The sequence below is a fragment of the Yersinia rochesterensis genome, assembly GCF_003600645.1.
Lineage (GTDB): Bacteria > Pseudomonadota > Gammaproteobacteria > Enterobacterales > Enterobacteriaceae > Yersinia > Yersinia rochesterensis.
Genome location: NZ_CP032482.1, coordinates 1,875,856 through 1,893,351 on the forward strand (window position 1 = coordinate 1,875,856; position 17,496 = coordinate 1,893,351).

The following is a 17,496-nucleotide window of genomic DNA, read 5'->3' on the forward strand; positions in this document are numbered from 1 at the left end:
CTCGGAAAAGATTCCGCTGGCGGTGTTATTGCTTAAGTCAAAAAATAAGGCCCCGAAGGGCCTTGGTAGATGAAACTCACTTATACATATTCATTACCTGAAAGCTTAGCCGATAGTCATCAAGCTGGCATTCCCACCCGCGGCTGCAGTATTGACACTCAATGAGTGCTCAATGAGCAAACGCTCTAGCAGGATATTGGTTTCACCGCGTGCAAAGCCTTGTACTGAGACAATTGGCCCATCAATTTGCGCTATCTGCTCGCATAAGGTGCGTAGTTGATCTGCATCTCCATGATAGATAACGGCATCAAAGGTGATGTTAGCTGTTTGCCAATCTTTCGCGAAAGTAATGCGTGATTTTACAACCGTGGGTAATGTGCGGAATAAGTCTTTTTGTAGCGTATTTTCCAGCCATAGCACTTCACTCCCGACCGCCAAAACTGCAGCCAATTGTGTCAGTGCATCCGCCTCTGTATCTGCCAGACACAGGATACGTTCACGAGGTAACAGGGCGTAGGTGTTTCGTTCACCGGTAGGCCCCGGTAATAGCCGGACAGTGCCGCCTTGTGCCAGCTCACCATAACGCGCAGCCAACTGAATTAATGCAGTATTCTGGTGCTCATTAGCCCATTTAGCCAGAGCATGATGGGCCGTTTGTAGTGCTTCACGGCCTAAGATATTTTGCACTTGCCCATTATCCTGATGAACAAGCGTGTTGATTACTGCATCTTCTGGCCGGCTACACAGGAGGCGATACAGATACAGTGGGCCACCGGCTTTAGGCCCCGTCCCGGAGAGGCCTTCACCGCCAAAAGGTTGGACGCCAACTACGGCCCCAACCATATTGCGGTTGACGTAGAGATTCCCCACTTTGGCTTTTTCAGTGACTTGAGTAATGGTTTCATCAATACGGGTATGAATACCTAACGTTAAACCATAACCAGAAGCATTAATTTGGTCGACTAGCGCACTGATATTTTGGCGCTGGAAGCGCACGACGTGCAGAACCGGGCCGAAAACTTCTTTTTGTAGCTCATCAAAGCTATCCAGTTCTATTAATGTCGGTTTGATAAAAGTCCCGCGCTGCCACTCTGTTTCGTCCAAACTATTGGCTCTGGCGGCTTGATACACTTTGCGCCCTTTAGCTCGCATTGCTTGAATATGTCGTTCAATACCCGCTTTGGCTTGCGTATCAATAACCGGCCCGATATCGGTAGACAGGCGCTCTGGGTTACCCATGCGGCATTCAGCCATGGCGCCCCGCAGCATTTGTAGCGTGTGCTCGGCAACATCATCCTGAATACAGAGGATCCGTAAGGCCGAGCAGCGCTGACCGGCGCTATCAAAGGCTGAGGCGACTACATCGGTCACCACTTGCTCAGTGAGCGCCGAGGAATCAACAATCATGGCATTCAAACCGCCAGTTTCGGCAATCAGCGGGGTTGGACGGCCTTGTGGATCGAGTCTGCCGGCGATGCTGCGTTGTAAAATAGCCGCCACTTCAGTTGAACCGGTAAACATCACGCCGCGCACGCGGGCATCATTAACTAAGGCTGCGCCGACACTATCACCCTGGCCGGGAAGCAATTGGAGCACACCTTGTGGGATACCGGCCTCCAGCAAGATACGCACTGCTTGAGCAGCAATCAGCGGGGTTTGCTCCGCCGGTTTTGCCAAAACACTATTACCAGCGGCTAATGCGGCAGCAACCTGACCGGTAAATATCGCCAGCGGGAAGTTCCACGGGCTGATGCAAACTACTGGGCCGAGTGGGCGGTGGCTATCATTGGAAAAGTTATCATGCACCATTCTGGCATAATAATGCAGGAAATCAACCGCCTCACGGACTTCTGCAATCGCGTTACTGAAGGTTTTACCGGCTTCACGCACCAGTATGCCCATCAGTGTTTGCATCTGATTTTCCATCAACTCGGCAGCACGCACTAAAATAGCGGCGCGCTCGACAGGGGGAGTGGCAAACCAAATCGCCCCGGCACTGGCGGCTGCATCCAATGCACGGCTGACTTCTGCATCGGTTGCTTCACGAACGTAGCCGACGATATCTGCCGGTTCTGCCGGGTTGATGATCGGCTGTTCCATTTTATTACCCTGTTCCGCGCCGCTATCAAGTTCTGCATTAATCAGCGGTTCTGCCCGCCACACTTGGCTCGCGCTGGCCAGCAGAGCGCTGGAAAGAGATGCCAAACGGTGCTCGTTCGCCAGATCCAAACCGCTGGAGTTAGCTCGTTTCTCGCCATACAACTCACGCGGTAAAGGAATGCGCGGGTGCGGTAAACCAAGTTGGCCTTCACTGGCTGCAATGGCTTCTACTGCACTGACCGGATCAGCCACTAGCTCATCCAGCGGCAGTGTGGCATCCGCAATGCGGTTGACAAATGAAGTGTTGGCCCCGTTTTCCAACAGGCGGCGTACCAGATAAGCCAGCAAGGTTTCATGAGTACCAACCGGGGCATAAATGCGACATGGGCGGTTCAGCTTGCCCTCAGCAACTTTACCCACCACCTGCTCATACAGCGGTTCACCCATACCATGTAGGCATTGGAATTCGTATTGGCCGGGATAGTAGTTTTGTCCGGCCAGATGATAAATTGCAGATAAAGTATGTGCGTTGTGTGTCGCAAATTGTGGATAAATCAGGCTAGGGACGGCCAATAACTTACGCGCGCAGGCCAGATAAGAAACATCGGTATAAACCTTGCGGGTATAAACCGGATAACCTTCCAAACCATCCACTTGAGCGCGTTTTATTTCGCTGTCCCAATATGCCCCTTTGACCAGGCGAATCATCAGCCGGCGGCGGCTGCGCTGCGCCAGTTCAATCACTGCATCAATGGTGGCCGGGCAGCGTTTCTGGTAAGCCTGAATCACAAAACCGATACCATTCCAACCGGCCAATTTTGGCTCGAAGCAGAGTTTTTCCAGCAGATCGAGTGAAATTTCCAGACGATCGGCTTCTTCCGCGTCAATATTAATTCCAATGTCATATTGGCGGGCTTGTAAAGTCAGAGACAGCAAACGTGGGTAAAGCTCATCCATTACGCGCTCGTATTGGGCACGGCTATAGCGCGGGTGTAGGGCCGAAAGTTTGATTGAGATCCCCGGCCCCTCATAGATACCGCGGCCATTGGAGGCTTTGCCGATAGCATGAATAGCCTGCTGATAGGAGAGCAAATAGGCCTGAGCATCGGCTTCCGTCAGCGCCGCTTCCCCTAACATATCGTAAGAATAGCGGAACCCTTTATCTTCCAGTTTGCGCGCATTGGCTAAGGCTTCGGCGATAGTTTCACCGGTGACGAATTGCTCACCCATCAGGCGCATTGCCATATCTACGCCCTTGCGGATCAGCGGCTCCCCCCCTTTACCGATAATCCTATTTAATGAACTGGAAAGTTTGGTTTCATTATGAGTTGAGACCAAACGGCCGGTAAACAGTAAGCCCCAGGTCGCCGCATTGACAAACATGGACGGGCTACGGCCTAAGTGAGAGTGCCAATTGCCATTGCTGATTTTATCGCGGATCAGCGCATCACGAGTTGGTTTGTCAGGAATACGCAGCAGTGCTTCCGCAAGACACATCAATGCCACGCCCTCTTGGGACGACAGGGAAAACTCTTGCAGCAAACTTTGCACTATACCGGCACGACCATTAGCGCTTTTTTGATTTCTTAGTTTCTCAGCAATGGAATAAGCGAGTTGATGCGCTGCTTGGGCTAAATCTTCGGGTAAACGGGCCTGTTCCAATAACATAGGAATGGCTTCTGTTTCCGGGCGGCGGTAGGCCGCTGTAATGGCTGCTCGGGTAACGGATTGTGGCAACACTTGTTCGGCGAATTCTAAGAAAGGTTGATGATTATTCTCAGTAATTTGCGGCATAATATCGTCCGCTTCAGATGAAGAGGACGTCTGTGCCATTGGGAGTTCCGGTAATTCGCTGTTATTTTCCAGCCGCTCCAAATAGTTAAAAATGGCCTGTTTAATCAGCCAGTGTGGTGTGCGATCAACACGTTGTGCGGCGGCCTTAATTCGGTCGCGTGTTGCTTCGTCGAGCTTCACGCCCATTGTAGTGCTAGCCATACTGTCCGGCTCCTTAATCAGGGTGGTTAGTATTTTAATGCAAACAATATCAAGCATGTTGCAACTTTGTGCAACCGTGTTAAATCGGCTGTATAAGCGAAGTGTGAATTCAGTCTTGTTTTTAACAATTATCCGGTGATCCAGATTGTTCAAATATTAAGTAAAACTGTTGCTGGCACTAATAACAGTAGGTTTTTAGGGGGGTTACCTTAAGTATCACTCATTTTGTCGTGTTGGGTGTCACTACCAACAGGGCTTAATGTGACGCAGAGTGAAATTTTTGTAATAAATTTGTTTAAATTGTTGTGGCGGAAGAAAAGACTCAACTAGGATAGCAACTACAAGATAGCAACCGCAAGATAGCCATTTGCTAACGTGTAGTGTATTTCAGATTTTAGCGCCCATCTCTGGTGCAACTCAGTGTCACGTTCCGACAAACCAGAGAGAAAGCATGGTGCAGCCTTACAAGGCAAACACTCAATATCATGGGATATTAAAACGATAATATACAAAATGGAGATATAGCATGACCATGAATACACCGATGTTGGTGACTTTTTTAGTTTACATTGTTGGGATGATCCTCATTGGTCTTGTGGCTTATCGGGCGACCAAAAGCTTTGATGACTATATTCTAGGCGGGCGAAGTTTAGGGAGCGTGGTGACGGCATTGTCCGCTGGGGCTTCCGATATGAGCGGCTGGTTATTAATGGGATTACCGGGGGCTATCTTTTTGTCGGGTATATCCGAGAGCTGGATAGCTATAGGTTTGACCATTGGTGCTTATTTAAACTGGAAATTAGTGGCTGGCCGTTTACGGGTTCATACCGAAGCGAATAATAATGCTCTGACCTTACCGGACTATTTCACCAGTCGTTTTGAAGATAAAAGCAAGCTGTTACGGGTAATATCAGCCGTAGTTATTTTAGTCTTCTTTACTATTTATTGTGCTTCAGGAATCGTTGCCGGAGCGCGGTTATTCGAAAGCACTTTTGACATGAACTACAGCACCGCCTTGTGGGCAGGGGCTGCGGCTACTATCGCTTATACCTTTATTGGCGGTTTCCTGGCGGTCAGTTGGACTGATACTGTACAAGCGACATTGATGATTTTTGCGCTGATTCTGACCCCAATTATGGTGATCCTGGCTGTGGGGGGGATTGATACCTCAGTGATGGTTATTGCCGCGAAAAACCCTGCCAATATTGATATGTTCAAAGGGTTGAATCTGGTTGCTATCCTTTCTCTGCTGGGTTGGGGCTTGGGCTATTTTGGTCAGCCACATATTCTGGCGCGTTTTATGGCGGCAGACTCTCACCGCACTATTCGTAGCGCCCGCCGTATCAGTATGACCTGGATGATTCTGTGTTTGGCAGGGACTATTGCCGTGGGTTTCTTCGGGATTGCCTACTTCGAGAACAATCCGCAATACGCCGGAAGTGTGACTCAAAATGGTGAGCGCGTCTTTATTGAATTAGCCAAGTTGCTGTTCAATCCATGGATGGCCGGTATTTTGCTGTCTGCGATTTTGGCGGCGGTAATGAGTACGTTAAGCTGCCAATTATTGGTGTGCTCCAGTGCATTAACGGAAGATTTGTACAAAGCGTTTCTGCGTAAAAAAGCCAGCCAGAAAGAGTTGGTCTGGGTGGGGCGTGCCATGGTGTTGTTGGTGGCGTTAATTGCCATCGCATTAGCAGCGGACCCCGATAACCGGGTGCTTGGTCTGGTGAGTTATGCTTGGGCGGGCTTTGGTGCGGCCTTTGGGCCAGTGGTTCTAATTTCAGTCATGTGGCCACGGATGACCCGCAATGGTGCGTTGGTGGGGATGCTGGTCGGCGCAATTACGGTGATTGTTTGGAAGCAATATGCCTGGTTGGGTTTATACGAAATTATCCCCGGTTTCTTGTTCGCCAGTATCGCGATCCTAGTGGTGAGTTTACTGGGTAAAAGCCCGAGCAATGCGATGACCGAACGTTTTCGTCAGGCGGAAGCTGAGTTTAAAACTGTCTAAAAATAACTTTTATCTTTAATCCACATAGCCTCCTGCAAAACAGGGGGCTTTTTTATAGAAAATACCGCCTGGACTTCATTACTGCATTAATTTGTATCCTAATGAATTTATTTGCTATTTAACCCGCCAGAAACAACTTGCCACAGTTTGCTTAACAATATTCTTATTCCGCCTCTTGAATTTCTTTTTGCCAGAATGATAATCACTATCGTTTTACTTTTCTTTACGTTTATTGACGATGTTCTTAATCGCATATTTTCCTTACTGCCCACCTCAGGGGTGTTTAGCATGTTTGTCCCATTTCTTATTATGTTTCGTGAAGGGCTGGAGGCGGCGCTGATTGTCAGCTTGATCGCCAGTTATCTTAAACGTACTCAACGCGGTCAATGGATGGGGGCAGTATGGGTGGGGGTTATCACCGCCGCAGCACTTTGCCTGGCTATCGGTATATTTATTAATGAAACCACCGGTGAGTTCCCACAAAAACAACAAGAGCTGTTCGAAGGGATTATCGCCGTGGTGGCGGTTTGCATATTAACCTATATGGTTTTCTGGATGCGCAAAGTCTCTAAGTCAGTCAAAGTTCACTTAGAAGGGGCTATTGATAACGCCCTGAAATTTGATAGTAAAAAAGGCCGAGGCCAAGGATGGGCATTAGTCGCAATGGTCTTTTTTGCCGTGGCGCGCGAAGGTCTGGAGTCAGTTTTCTTTTTATTAGCTGCTTTTCAGCAGGATGTCGGAATTGGCGCACCCATCGGCGCAATATTGGGCCTGAGCTGCGCTATTTTGGTCGGTATAGCTATCTACTGGGGCGGCGTTAAATTACATCTGGCTAAATTCTTCAAATGGACCAGCCTGTTTATTCTGTTTGTGGCCGCTGGTCTTGCTGCTGGGGCGATAAGAGCCTTTCATGAAGCCGGCCTGTGGAACTATTTCCAAGATATCGCTTTTGACCTGACCAATGTGCTTTCAACACACTCTTTATTGGGCACCTTCCTCGAGGGCATGTTTGGCTATCAGGAAGCTCCTACCGTCAGTGAAGTCGCGGTCTACTTTATTTATTTGATTCCGGCATTGATTTTCTTTTTCCTTCCACCACGCGCCACGGCGACTTTAACCGTACCGGCTGCGCGGAAAACTAACCAATAATTCAGGGATTTATCACATGTCTAACCGGTTCTTCCGTCGCACAGCTCTACATGCCGCCTTACTGGCATTGCCTGTTTTCGCCATTAGCGCACAGGCTGCTGATATTCCTCAGGTTAAAATCACTGTCACTGATAAACAATGTGAGCCAATGGCGCTGTCTATCCCCGCCGGTAAAACACAGTTTATTGTTCACAATGCCAGCCCAAAAGGGTTGGAGTGGGAAATCCTGAAAGGGGTTATGGTGGTTGAAGAACGTGAGAATATCGCGCCAGGTTTTACCCAGAAAATGACTGCCAACCTGGAACCGGGTGAATACGATATGACCTGTGGTTTACTCAGTAACCCTAAAGGTAAATTGACCGTTACTGCTGGTTCTGACACTGCGACCAAGCCGGATGCCATGGCACTGGTGGGGCCGATTGCCGAGTATAAAGTGTATGTTATTCAAGAAGTGGCTCAGTTAGTCACTCAAACCAAAGCTTTCACTGATGCAGTGAAAAAAGGTGATTTGGCCTTAGCCCGTAAGCTCTACGCACCGACTCGTCAGCATTATGAGCGTATCGAACCGATTGCTGAATTGTTCTCTGATTTGGACGGCAGTATTGATGCCCGTGAAGACGATTTTGAACAGAAAGCGGCTGATCCAAAATTCACTGGTTTCCACCGTTTAGAAAAAATCCTATTTGGCGACAATACCACCAAAGGGGCTGATAAATTTGCTGACCAACTGTATCAAGACACGCTGGAACTGCAAAAACGTATTACCGGCCTAACATTTGCGCCGAACAAAGTCGTGGGTGGGGCTGCAGGTTTAATTGAAGAAGTGGCCGCCAGTAAAATCAGTGGTGAAGAAGATCGCTATAGCCGCACAGATTTGTGGGATTTCCAGGCAAACGTCGATGGCGCACAGAAAATTGTTAATCTGTTGCGGCCATTGCTGGAAAAAGCCGATAAACCATTATTGGATAAGATCGATGCCAACTTCGCCACAGTTGCTGGCATATTAGCGAAATACCGCACTAAAGATGGCTACGAATCCTACGAGAAGTTAACCGATGCAGATCGCAATGCGATGAAAGGGCCGATTACGGCACTGGCAGAAGACCTTGCTCAACTGCGTGGCGTATTGGGTCTGGATTGAGGCATTAAAATGAGTAAGAAAACCGGCCCGCAACACGGGCCGTATCAGCAAGATAAAGATAATGAGGCCGTTTTACCCTCTCGTCGGCGTTTGCTCTTGGGAATGGGGATGATGAGTGGCGCATTGGCGCTCGGTGCGGCAAAAATAGCCCGTGCTGCGGATTGTCCTACTCCAGAGGCTGCTTCCGCGCAAGATGATCGCTGGCAAAAACAGCCTTTTTACGGTCAGCATCAATCTGGCGTATTAACCTCGCAGCAAGCGGCGATGATGTTGGTGGCATTTGATGTGTTGGCAACAGATAAAACCGCATTGATTCGGCTATTCAAGCTATTAACTGAGCGTATTGCTTTTTTGACCACTGGCGGACATGCGCCTTCAGTGAATGCGAAACTGCCGCCATTGGATTCGGGCATTATGGGGCCGGAAATTTATCCCGATAACCTGACGATCACTGTTTCTGTCGGCGATTCGCTGTTTGATGAGCGTTTTGGCTTGCAAGGGCAAAAACCACTGCGGCTTCAGAGAATGAGCCGCTTTCCTAATGATTCATTGGATGCGGGTTTGTGTCATGGTGATATATTGCTGCAAATTTGCGCTAATACTAATGAAACCGTGATCCATGCGTTGCGCGATATTATCAAGCATTCGCCGGATCTTCTCAGTGTTCGCTGGAAGCGCGAAGGGTTTATTTCTGCCCATGCCGCTCGCAGCAGAGGTAAAGAAACGCCCATCAATTTGTTAGGTTTTAAAGACGGAACCGCCAATCCGAAAACCAGTGATAAGCCGCTGATGAATCAAGTAGTCTGGGTTCAGGGAAATGCCGGAGAACCTGCCTGGGCGGTAGGGGGGAGCTATCAGGCGGCGCGAATTATCCGCTTCAAAGTCGAGTTCTGGGATCGGACGCCCTTGCAAGAACAGCAAACTATTTTTGGCCGTGATAAACACAGCGGTGCGCCTTTGGGCATGATACATGAGCATGATGAACCGGATTACACTAAAGACCCTGACGGCAAAGTGATCCCGATGGATGCGCATATTCGGCTGGCCAATCCGCGCACGGCGGAAACTCAGAATAACTTGATGCTGCGCCGTGGCTACAGCTATTCACTGGGCGTATCAAATTCGGGGCAATTGGACATGGGACTATTATTTGTCTGCTATCAGTCTGATTTAGAAAAAGCGTTTTTGACCGTGCAAAAACGGCTGGATGGAGAAGCGCTCGAAGAGTATGTAAAACCTATTGGCGGGGGCTACTTCTTCGTCTTACCGGGGGTGGCGGATGCTAATCACTATCTGGCGCAAGGATTACTGGAAGCTTAATGTACTCGTCATAATTCAAGCTGCATGTGTGTTAGCTGCTCTCACTACTCGGCCCGTCCATGGGCCTCGCCTCTGCGAGGCCGCTGCAAGCAGCGTTCAAATCTGCTCCCGGCAGATTTGTCACCCCAGCCACTTACTTGTGTAAACTCCTGAGGATTAATGAGCCTCAAAGAGGCTCACCCTACGGGCTAGCATAAATGCTGTTCAAATCGGTTTTCACCGATTTGTCACTCGTTTGCCGCCTTCCTGCAACTCGAATTATTTATAGCATATTGAAATAAAGCACCACTTTTGCGGTGCTTTTTCTGACCCTTTAACGCGTTAATTTGGCTGTGATTTTCGCTACATGTTCGCCCTGGAAACGTGCAATGGCGAGTTCCTCCGCGCTAGGTTGGCGGGAACCATCACCGCCAGCAATAGTGGTTGCGCCATAAGGCGTGCCACCACGGGTATGCGAAACATCGAATAGCTCTTTGGCACCATAGCCGATAGGGACAATGATAAAACCGTGATGGGCTAAGGTGGTCCAGGTTGAAGTGATAGTGTGTTCTTGCCCGCCGCCGGTTCCAGTAGAGGCAAATACACTGGCGACTTTGCCATACAATGCGCCGGAAGCCCACAGCCCACCGGTTTGATCAAGGAATGTACGCATTTGCCCCGCCATATTACCAAAGCGAGTTGGCGTACCGAAAATGATGCCATCGTAATCAGCTAACTCTTGCGGGGTTGCCACGGGGGCTTTTTGGTTGGTTTTCCCTCCCGCTTTGGCGATAATATCGGCTGACATGGTTTCCGGCACGCGCTTAATGGTCACTTCAACGCCGCTGACTTTTTGGGCACCCTCGGCAATTGCGCCGGCAAGTGTTTCGATATGCCCATACATGGAATAGTAAAGCACTAGAATTTTCGCCATCTCGCTTTGCTCCAATCATATTTATTGAATAATGCTGATGATGTAATCATAGTCGCTGCTTATGATACCTATTAACCATACGCCAATACGCTCAAGCTGCAACTTTGACCGCACGGAGAGCAAAAGTACGTTGTATGGGGACCGTGCGAAAACATCGCAGAGCAATATAGGGCTTTAGGCCTAATTTAGTGCTTTGGCTCTACTAAAAATAAAGTAGGAAAGTAATACAGTAAATCCTGTTAACGCTATATATCCCCCCACATACACCAACCCATAAGGTAATAAAATACTAATAATTAATGGTGCTACACCACCAAATAAACTCGGTGCGAGATTACATCCTACGCCCATGGTGGCAGTATGACCTTGTGCAATATTAGCAACAACGGATTGTATACAACTTATTATTAAGGCTGCATTGGCAGTGATCAAAAATTGAGCCAATAAAACCAATTCAAGGTTGTTACTTGATAGTAGGAAATACAATGGGGCAGTGAAAATAATCAAGATAAAAACGCCCCATCTAAAACCTTTGGCAGCGGTTAAGTGCTTGTCAATTAACCAGCCAAATAATAACATGAGAATTAAGAGCAATAATGTGGATAACATGGCATATACATTTTTTAAATTACCTATTTGGAGCGTTTCTCGAATAAGCGACATTGACATATTCTGAGCATAGAACACAGTTACTGAAGGGGCGAGAGTCAGAACCATCTGTATTACATTCAACCAGTTAACATGGCGATGGCAATCAATTGGAGGCTGGATAGGTAATTTAATACGAAACCAAAAACTGATTGCAATATTGACGATGCCGAACAGCAGAGGAATCCGCCAGCCGAATGTTTGCATGGAGGTTGGGTCAAGAGTTCTTTCTAGCACATATACCATTAATAGTGAGGCGAGTACGCCAATAAGTGCACTACCACTGATAAGACTACTAATTCTGGCGCGTTCATTGTCGGCTGCATCATTATAAAGATATGTCGTTAGTGTTGCTAATTCACCACCAAAGCTGAGCGACAATGTCATCTGTAGTAGCAATACCACCAATGGTGCAGTATATCCTAATATACTGATAGGCAATAATGCCATACACAGGGTTGCCACCCCAGTAATAAAACTGGAAAGGATCAAGGCGGCCTTACGGCCGACTCTATCAGCATAATGACCAATAAGATAACCACCAAGGGGGCGAGTGAGAAACCTGAGAGCAAATATTCCCCATACAATACTGTCTGCCTGCGCATATCCTTGTTGTGCGAATTCCGCACTGAGATACCCCGATATAGCAGTAAATACCGCGATATCATAATACTCCAAGGTATTACCTGCTACGGCTCCTAATCTGAATCTCCATTTCATTTTATTCCCTCATTTACTATTTTGTAGTTATGTTGTTTTAATAAGAATATCTAAACAAGCCAGTGTGACACCGTGCTCTTTAAGTGCTTTAAATAACACAGCGGATGATTGATTTTGACAATCAAGCTTCTCTTTTATACGGTTAATTCGGGTTTGTATGGTTGTTGCTGAACACCCCTGAAGCGCAGCAATTTCTTTTACTCTCCGATGTGAAAGTAAATATCGAATGGTTATGATTTCTTTTTGCGTAAAACGAATATTGCCAAAACGCATATAGGGATGACAATCAAGAGCGTCAGTGTTATTGTCATTAGGCTCTATTATATCAATGATAGTGTTATCCCTCAGTGGTAAACTAATTTCCTGTTGATTATTTTTTGTTTTCCATATTTGGTTAGCATAGTCACTCAATGTGGGTTTTAATTTTAGAAAGTTCATCATGTCTTTTGACGATAATTCACCAGTGGAACACAGAGATGTCAGTTCAAAAATTGAACCGTGGCGAGTACAGATATTTATTTGAGTTTTCAGATTCTTATTTTTAAATTTAGATAGAGTATTTAAGTAGCTATCTGGGTAGTTATGCCAGGGTTCTATTCCAGGCGTTAATCGCTTACCTATTTGCAAGTCAAGTTCATCATTCCAGAATAATAAATGCCAATTATAATCGCTACACATACAGGTAATTTCTTTATTAACTACATCTATGACACCATGACCTACGATAGTATTATCCCAATCAAAACAATGTGCGAAAGTAGAACGCATATTATTGCTATTATTTTCAAATTGATTATTTTTAACATCCATAATTAGCTCCTAAATTTATGATAATGAAGTGATGGAAGTATTGTTTTACAGCTTTATCACATATCACGCTGTCATAAAAAATAAAAGATCTTTTTATTGCGATAACATGTTAATGATTTCTGCATTAGGCTATTTTATGTCAACCTGATACTCACTGAGATAAGTTGATAATATGGTTATAGTAATGATTTTTATGCACTATAATAACGGAGTTACATATTATGAATGATACTGATTGGCATCATGCTGATATTATTGCGGCTATCCGTAAAAAAGGTTCTTCGCTCTCAGCATTGTCGCGTGGCGCGGGGTTACATTCATCTACTTTGAGCAATGCTATTAATCGACATTGGCCAAAAGGAGAAGCTATTATTGCTAGTTTCTTGGGTGTTGATGCAGCAGTTATATGGCCATCACGTTATAAACCAAACGAGAAAAACAAAAAGAGTGAATTAATTTAAGTCGTATCTATCTGACATCGCCAGATGCCAGATAGATGTTTATTATTATGACAAATTGCGCAATTTCTTTTGTAGGCGCTTTTGCTGCCAGCGTTCAACCCAATTACCTAATAAGAAAAGGTTTATGGCTCTTAATCCCAATGGGATGCTTAAGCCCAAAACCACCCACCAAGCCCACATATAGCTGGGGGAAGTAAACCAGTTAATGGCAAATAATATGGCGCACAGGATAACGGCCCGCAGTAATTGGCGCAAAAATGACATTTCATTTTCAACAGCTTTACGTGCATCTAATACTCGCTGATCAACTGCTTCGCCAGGCCCATCTTGAGGTTGATTGGCATCAAGTGAATAGAGTTCGCTGACTTTCAATTCCATCACCGCCGCAATGGCACTCAAGGTTTCGAGACTGGCTTGTTCGCCATTTTCGATTCGCTGAATAGTGCGTACGTTGAGGCTACAGAGTTCCGCTAATTGCTCTTGTGACCAAGCCCGCGCCTGGCGTAATTCACGAATACGATAAAGATTCATTCTTAACTCCCCTGAGATTTGAAAGTATGTCTACAAACCTAAACGTAAGTGCGCAATATCACCACGACAGCAACCAGACAATAACCCGACATCTGTCTGCCGCAAGGGTGACTGCCTTGATTCGGCCAGTTTAGTAAAGAATAGCCGCGCTAATTCAGCTCAAACCCTCATCCAGCAGCGGGTATTTATCACAATTACTGACTATCTACATTGACAGTGTAACGTCCGATTAATATCTTTAATGGAAGTAAAACTCCAGTTATAAATCATTTATGGAGTTTAGTTGTTGTCACCACTCAACCCAATATAACGATTAATTAATGAGGAACATCTTGATGACTCAGATATATCATCAATATAAGAAAAAATTGAGTACAAAAGTCATTCTGCTGGGGGTGTTTATTCCCCTTGTCACGCTTTCTTTATCTTACGCTAATGCTGAGAGTTATCCCGATATACCTGTCCCTTTTAAATATGGAACGGGTACTCGGATTAATAACAATCTATATATCGGTCTCGGCAGTGCCGGTCAATCCTGGTATCGCCTTGATACAGATAAAACCAGTGACGGTTGGCAGAAAATAGCCGATTTCCCAGGTCAACCCCGTGAACAGGCCGTCACTGTAGCATTAGACGGCAAATTATATGTTTTTGGTGGGGTAGGTAAAAATGCCGCCAGCGACACACAGGTAAGCGCACTGAATGATGTTTATCGATATGACCCGCAAACTAATCAATGGCAGCCGTTGGCAACACGAGCACCGCGTGGCTTGGTCGGAACTGCCGCCACTACCCTGAATGGCTCTCAGGCGCTGCTGCTAGGGGGCGTCAATAAGGCTATTTTCGATGGCTACTTCGCGGATCTAGCCTCTGCGGGCAGCAATGAAACTCAGAAAAATGCGGTTATTAATGCGTATTTTGAACAGAAACCAGCGGACTATTTCTATAACCGCGATGTATTAGTGTATGACCCGGCCAAAAATCAGTGGAAAAGTGGCGGGCAGATGCCATTTTTAGGGACCGCAGGATCAGCTATCGCGACTATAAATAGCAATCTTATATTAATAAACGGTGAAATTAAGCCCGGCTTACGGACGACGGCAGTGTGGCAGGGTAAAAAGCAGGGGACAGAACTCCAATGGCAACAGCGGCCGGATTTGATTGCTGAAAAAGGTGCGGTACAAGAAGGGCTGGCGGGGGCTTTTGCTGGCATTAGCCATGATGTGGTGCTAGTGGGCGGTGGGGCCAACTTCCCCGGTTCATGGAAACAATTCAATGCAGGTCAGTTATATGCCCATAAAGGGCTGAAAAAACAGTGGCAACAACCCATTTATGCGCTGGTGGATAATCAATGGCAGGTTGTTGGGAAATTACCTCAACCACTGGGTTACGGCGTATCTATTCAAGATAAAGATAAAGTGATTTTGGTGGGAGGAGAAACAACTGATGGTGTTGCCACCTCAGCAGTGACCCAGCTTTCTTGGCAAGATGGCAAACTACACCTTGAGTAATTAGATTAATATGATAACGCTCTATATTGAGCTTTTTAGCATAATATAAGAGCGTTATGGCGCAATATCGGCTCTCCTGTACAAACTACATCGCTGCCAATAGGCGAAATTGCCGCGCAACACGGTTATATTTCAGCGTCGCGTTTTCAGCAACATTTTGGTTTAACATCCAGTAGGTTGCGTGAAGCGATAACCGTCCCTTGACCAAGGGAATTGCGAATCATGGGCAGCTTTATGTTATGGGCTATCACTCAGCATGACACCAATAACTGAATAGGGTGGGCCGCTAAAACTGGCGCCAGAAAAACTCTGACGCCAGATAATGACTACAAATTACTGTCGTATAGGCGAGTTTTGCGCTTTTTCAAGATGATATAGCCGATGGTGAGAATGACAAACCACAATGGCGTCACAATCAGTGCCTGGCGGGTATCACTTTCCAGTGTCAACAATACCAATACAAAGGCGAAGAATGCCATGCACACCCAAGACATGAAAATACCGGCTGGCATTTTGTAGATGGACTTTTTATGCAGCGCCGGGCGTCTTTTGCGATACACCAGATAAGAGCAAAGGATGATGGTCCAGACGAACATAAATAAAATCGCCGATACCGTGGTGACCAGAGTAAATACGGTCATGACGTTCGGAATAAGGTAAATCAACACCACGCCACCTAGCAAGCAAATACAAGAGAATGTCAGGCCAGAGGCGGGAACAGAACGGCGCGATAACTTACCAAATTGTTTTGGCGCATCGCCTTCTTTCGCTAAACCGAACAGCATACGGCTGGTGGAGAATACGCCACTGTTGGCTGACGAGGCCGCAGAAGTTAACACCACAAAGTTGATAACACTGGCAGCAGCGGGTAAGCCGACTAAAACGAATAACTCAACAAACGGGCTTTTATCGGCAACCACTGAACTCCATGGGGTCACCGACATAATCATAATCAATGAGAAGACATAGAACATTATGATGCGGATAGGAATGGAGTTAATCGCACGCGGCAATACCACCTCTGGATCTTTGGTTTCAGCGGCGGTGGTCCCAACCAATTCAATGCCCACAAAAGCAAAGACAGCAATCTGGAAACCAGCAAAGAAGCCACTGATTCCTTTCGGGAACATTCCTCCATCATTCCATAAATGGGCAAATGATGCAGTAGTGCCAGAAGGTGACTGATAACTCATTAATACCATGGTCAGGCCAGCAAAGATCAGAGCCACAATGGCCACAATTTTGATCATAGCGAACCAGAATTCCATTTCACCGAACATTTTTACTGTTGCCAGATTCAGCGACAGCAGCAGTAAAACCACTAATAATGAAGCGACCCATTGTGAGAAACCAGGGAACCAGAATTGCGCATAAGCCGTGATGGCAACAACATCCGCGATGCCGGTTATCACCCAACAAAACCAATAAGTCCAGCCAGTGAAAAACCCCGCCCATGGGCCAAGCAAATCAGCGGCAAAATCACTGAATGATTTATATTTCAGATTCGACAGCAGCAATTCACCCATTGCTCGCATCACGAAAAACAACATAAAACCGATAATCATATAAACAAAAATAATTGACGGCCCGGCAAGGCTGATGGTTTTACCCGATCCCATAAACAAACCAGTACCTATGGCGCCGCCGATAGCTATCAGCTGAATATGACGGTTGGAGAGACTTCGTTGAAGGTGCTCTTCAGGTTCCGGCAACGGTTTTGCCACTATCTTGGATTGGTCTACCATCTTTCCCATTCCCTCTTCCTGTATTTGTGAAGTTGTTGAGCTCTATGTTGGCTCTTTGGTCTTACCCTGTCTGTCTATTAGATTTTTTGTATGCTTTAAGTGCAATTTTCAAATTATTTAATATCTTCGCAACAATAATTACACAATGCGCCTCATTTTCCAGTGTTTATATTTCACACACTGAATTTTGTTAAGTTCATCACAGCATATGGAATTACAACATGAAGTTACATAACTAACAATAATCGTCAGCATCAGGTGCATAATTAATTCGTAGAGAGGAATCTCACGCGGTATAAAGAGAAAAATCCGATGAAGTGTTTGACAGCCAAGTCCAACAGGAGAATAATTATTGCCGTTGGGTCGTTAGCTCAGTTGGTAGAGCAGTTGACTCTTAATCAATTGGTCGCAGGTTCGAACCCTGCACGACCCACCAACAAA

At 46.4% G+C, this 17,496-nt stretch carries 12 protein-coding genes and 1 tRNA gene; 7 read left to right on the top strand and 6 right to left on the bottom strand.

Features of this window, described 5'->3' with window-relative positions; all coding sequences use genetic code 11:
• Nucleotides 1–105: 105 nt before the first annotated feature.
• A complete protein-coding gene (gene putA / locus DXZ79_RS08820) occupies nucleotides 106–4,095 on the bottom strand; it encodes a trifunctional transcriptional regulator/proline dehydrogenase/L-glutamate gamma-semialdehyde dehydrogenase (protein ID WP_120011215.1) in 3,990 nt (1,329 codons plus the stop codon).
• 526 nt (nucleotides 4,096–4,621) lie between these two features.
• Here putA and putP point away from each other — a divergent pair.
• From putP to efeB, 4 genes are all read left to right on the top strand, one after another.
• Entirely contained in the window at nucleotides 4,622–6,106 is a 1,485-nt protein-coding gene (gene putP / locus DXZ79_RS08825) for a sodium/proline symporter PutP (protein ID WP_038633681.1), read from the top strand.
• Nucleotides 6,107–6,394: 288 nt separating this feature from the next.
• On the top strand, nucleotides 6,395–7,255 hold the full coding sequence (gene efeU / locus DXZ79_RS08835) for an iron uptake transporter permease EfeU (RefSeq protein WP_038633676.1): 861 nt from the start codon (nucleotides 6,395–6,397) through the stop codon (nucleotides 7,253–7,255).
• Nucleotides 7,256–7,271: 16 nt separating this feature from the next.
• Nucleotides 7,272–8,396, top strand: coding sequence for an iron uptake system protein EfeO (gene efeO / locus DXZ79_RS08840; RefSeq protein WP_038633674.1), 1,125 nt, complete (start codon nucleotides 7,272–7,274; stop codon nucleotides 8,394–8,396).
• A gap of 9 nt (nucleotides 8,397–8,405) precedes the next feature.
• Entirely contained in the window at nucleotides 8,406–9,716 is a 1,311-nt protein-coding gene (efeB, locus tag DXZ79_RS08845) for an iron uptake transporter deferrochelatase/peroxidase subunit (RefSeq protein ID WP_042562362.1), read from the top strand.
• A 313-nt stretch (nucleotides 9,717–10,029) separates the two neighbouring features.
• On the opposite strand, the gene wrbA is transcribed toward efeB, so the two are convergent.
• The 3 genes from wrbA to DXZ79_RS08860 form a co-directional block, all read right to left on the bottom strand.
• Nucleotides 10,030–10,629 (bottom strand): NAD(P)H:quinone oxidoreductase, encoded by a 600-nt coding sequence (gene wrbA, locus DXZ79_RS08850; RefSeq protein ID WP_038633669.1) that lies wholly within the window; start codon nucleotides 10,627–10,629, stop codon nucleotides 10,030–10,032.
• A 180-nt stretch (nucleotides 10,630–10,809) separates the two neighbouring features.
• Nucleotides 10,810–11,997: an MFS transporter gene (locus tag DXZ79_RS08855; RefSeq protein ID WP_050291784.1), complete on the bottom strand. Its 1,188-nt coding sequence runs from the start codon at nucleotides 11,995–11,997 to the stop codon at nucleotides 10,810–10,812.
• Nucleotides 11,998–12,024: 27 nt separating this feature from the next.
• On the bottom strand, nucleotides 12,025–12,807 hold the full coding sequence (locus tag DXZ79_RS08860; protein ID WP_038633665.1) for a helix-turn-helix transcriptional regulator: 783 nt from the start codon (nucleotides 12,805–12,807) through the stop codon (nucleotides 12,025–12,027).
• 221 nt (nucleotides 12,808–13,028) lie between these two features.
• Between DXZ79_RS08860 and DXZ79_RS08865 the strand changes: the two genes are divergently transcribed.
• Complete coding sequence (locus DXZ79_RS08865) at nucleotides 13,029–13,268, top strand: helix-turn-helix domain-containing protein (RefSeq protein ID WP_038633662.1); 240 nt, start codon at nucleotides 13,029–13,031, stop codon at nucleotides 13,266–13,268.
• 45 nt (nucleotides 13,269–13,313) lie between these two features.
• Here the strand turns inward: DXZ79_RS08865 and DXZ79_RS08870 are convergent, their stop codons facing one another.
• Complete coding sequence (locus tag DXZ79_RS08870; RefSeq protein WP_038633660.1) at nucleotides 13,314–13,799, bottom strand: helix-turn-helix domain-containing protein; 486 nt, start codon at nucleotides 13,797–13,799, stop codon at nucleotides 13,314–13,316.
• A gap of 335 nt (nucleotides 13,800–14,134) precedes the next feature.
• Here DXZ79_RS08870 and DXZ79_RS08875 point away from each other — a divergent pair, with 335 nt between their 5' ends.
• Nucleotides 14,135–15,310, top strand: a complete 1,176-nt coding sequence (locus DXZ79_RS08875; RefSeq protein WP_120011216.1) for an N-acetylneuraminate epimerase — start codon at nucleotides 14,135–14,137, stop codon at nucleotides 15,308–15,310.
• Between the two features lie 326 nt (nucleotides 15,311–15,636).
• Here DXZ79_RS08875 and cycA read toward each other — a convergent pair whose 3' ends face one another.
• A complete protein-coding gene (cycA, locus tag DXZ79_RS08885) occupies nucleotides 15,637–17,055 on the bottom strand; it encodes a D-serine/D-alanine/glycine transporter (RefSeq protein WP_186377471.1) in 1,419 nt (472 codons plus the stop codon).
• 360 nt (nucleotides 17,056–17,415) lie between these two features.
• Here cycA and DXZ79_RS08890 point away from each other — a divergent pair.
• Nucleotides 17,416–17,491 (top strand) — tRNA-Lys (locus tag DXZ79_RS08890).
• The last annotated feature ends 5 nt before the right edge of the window (nucleotides 17,492–17,496 follow it).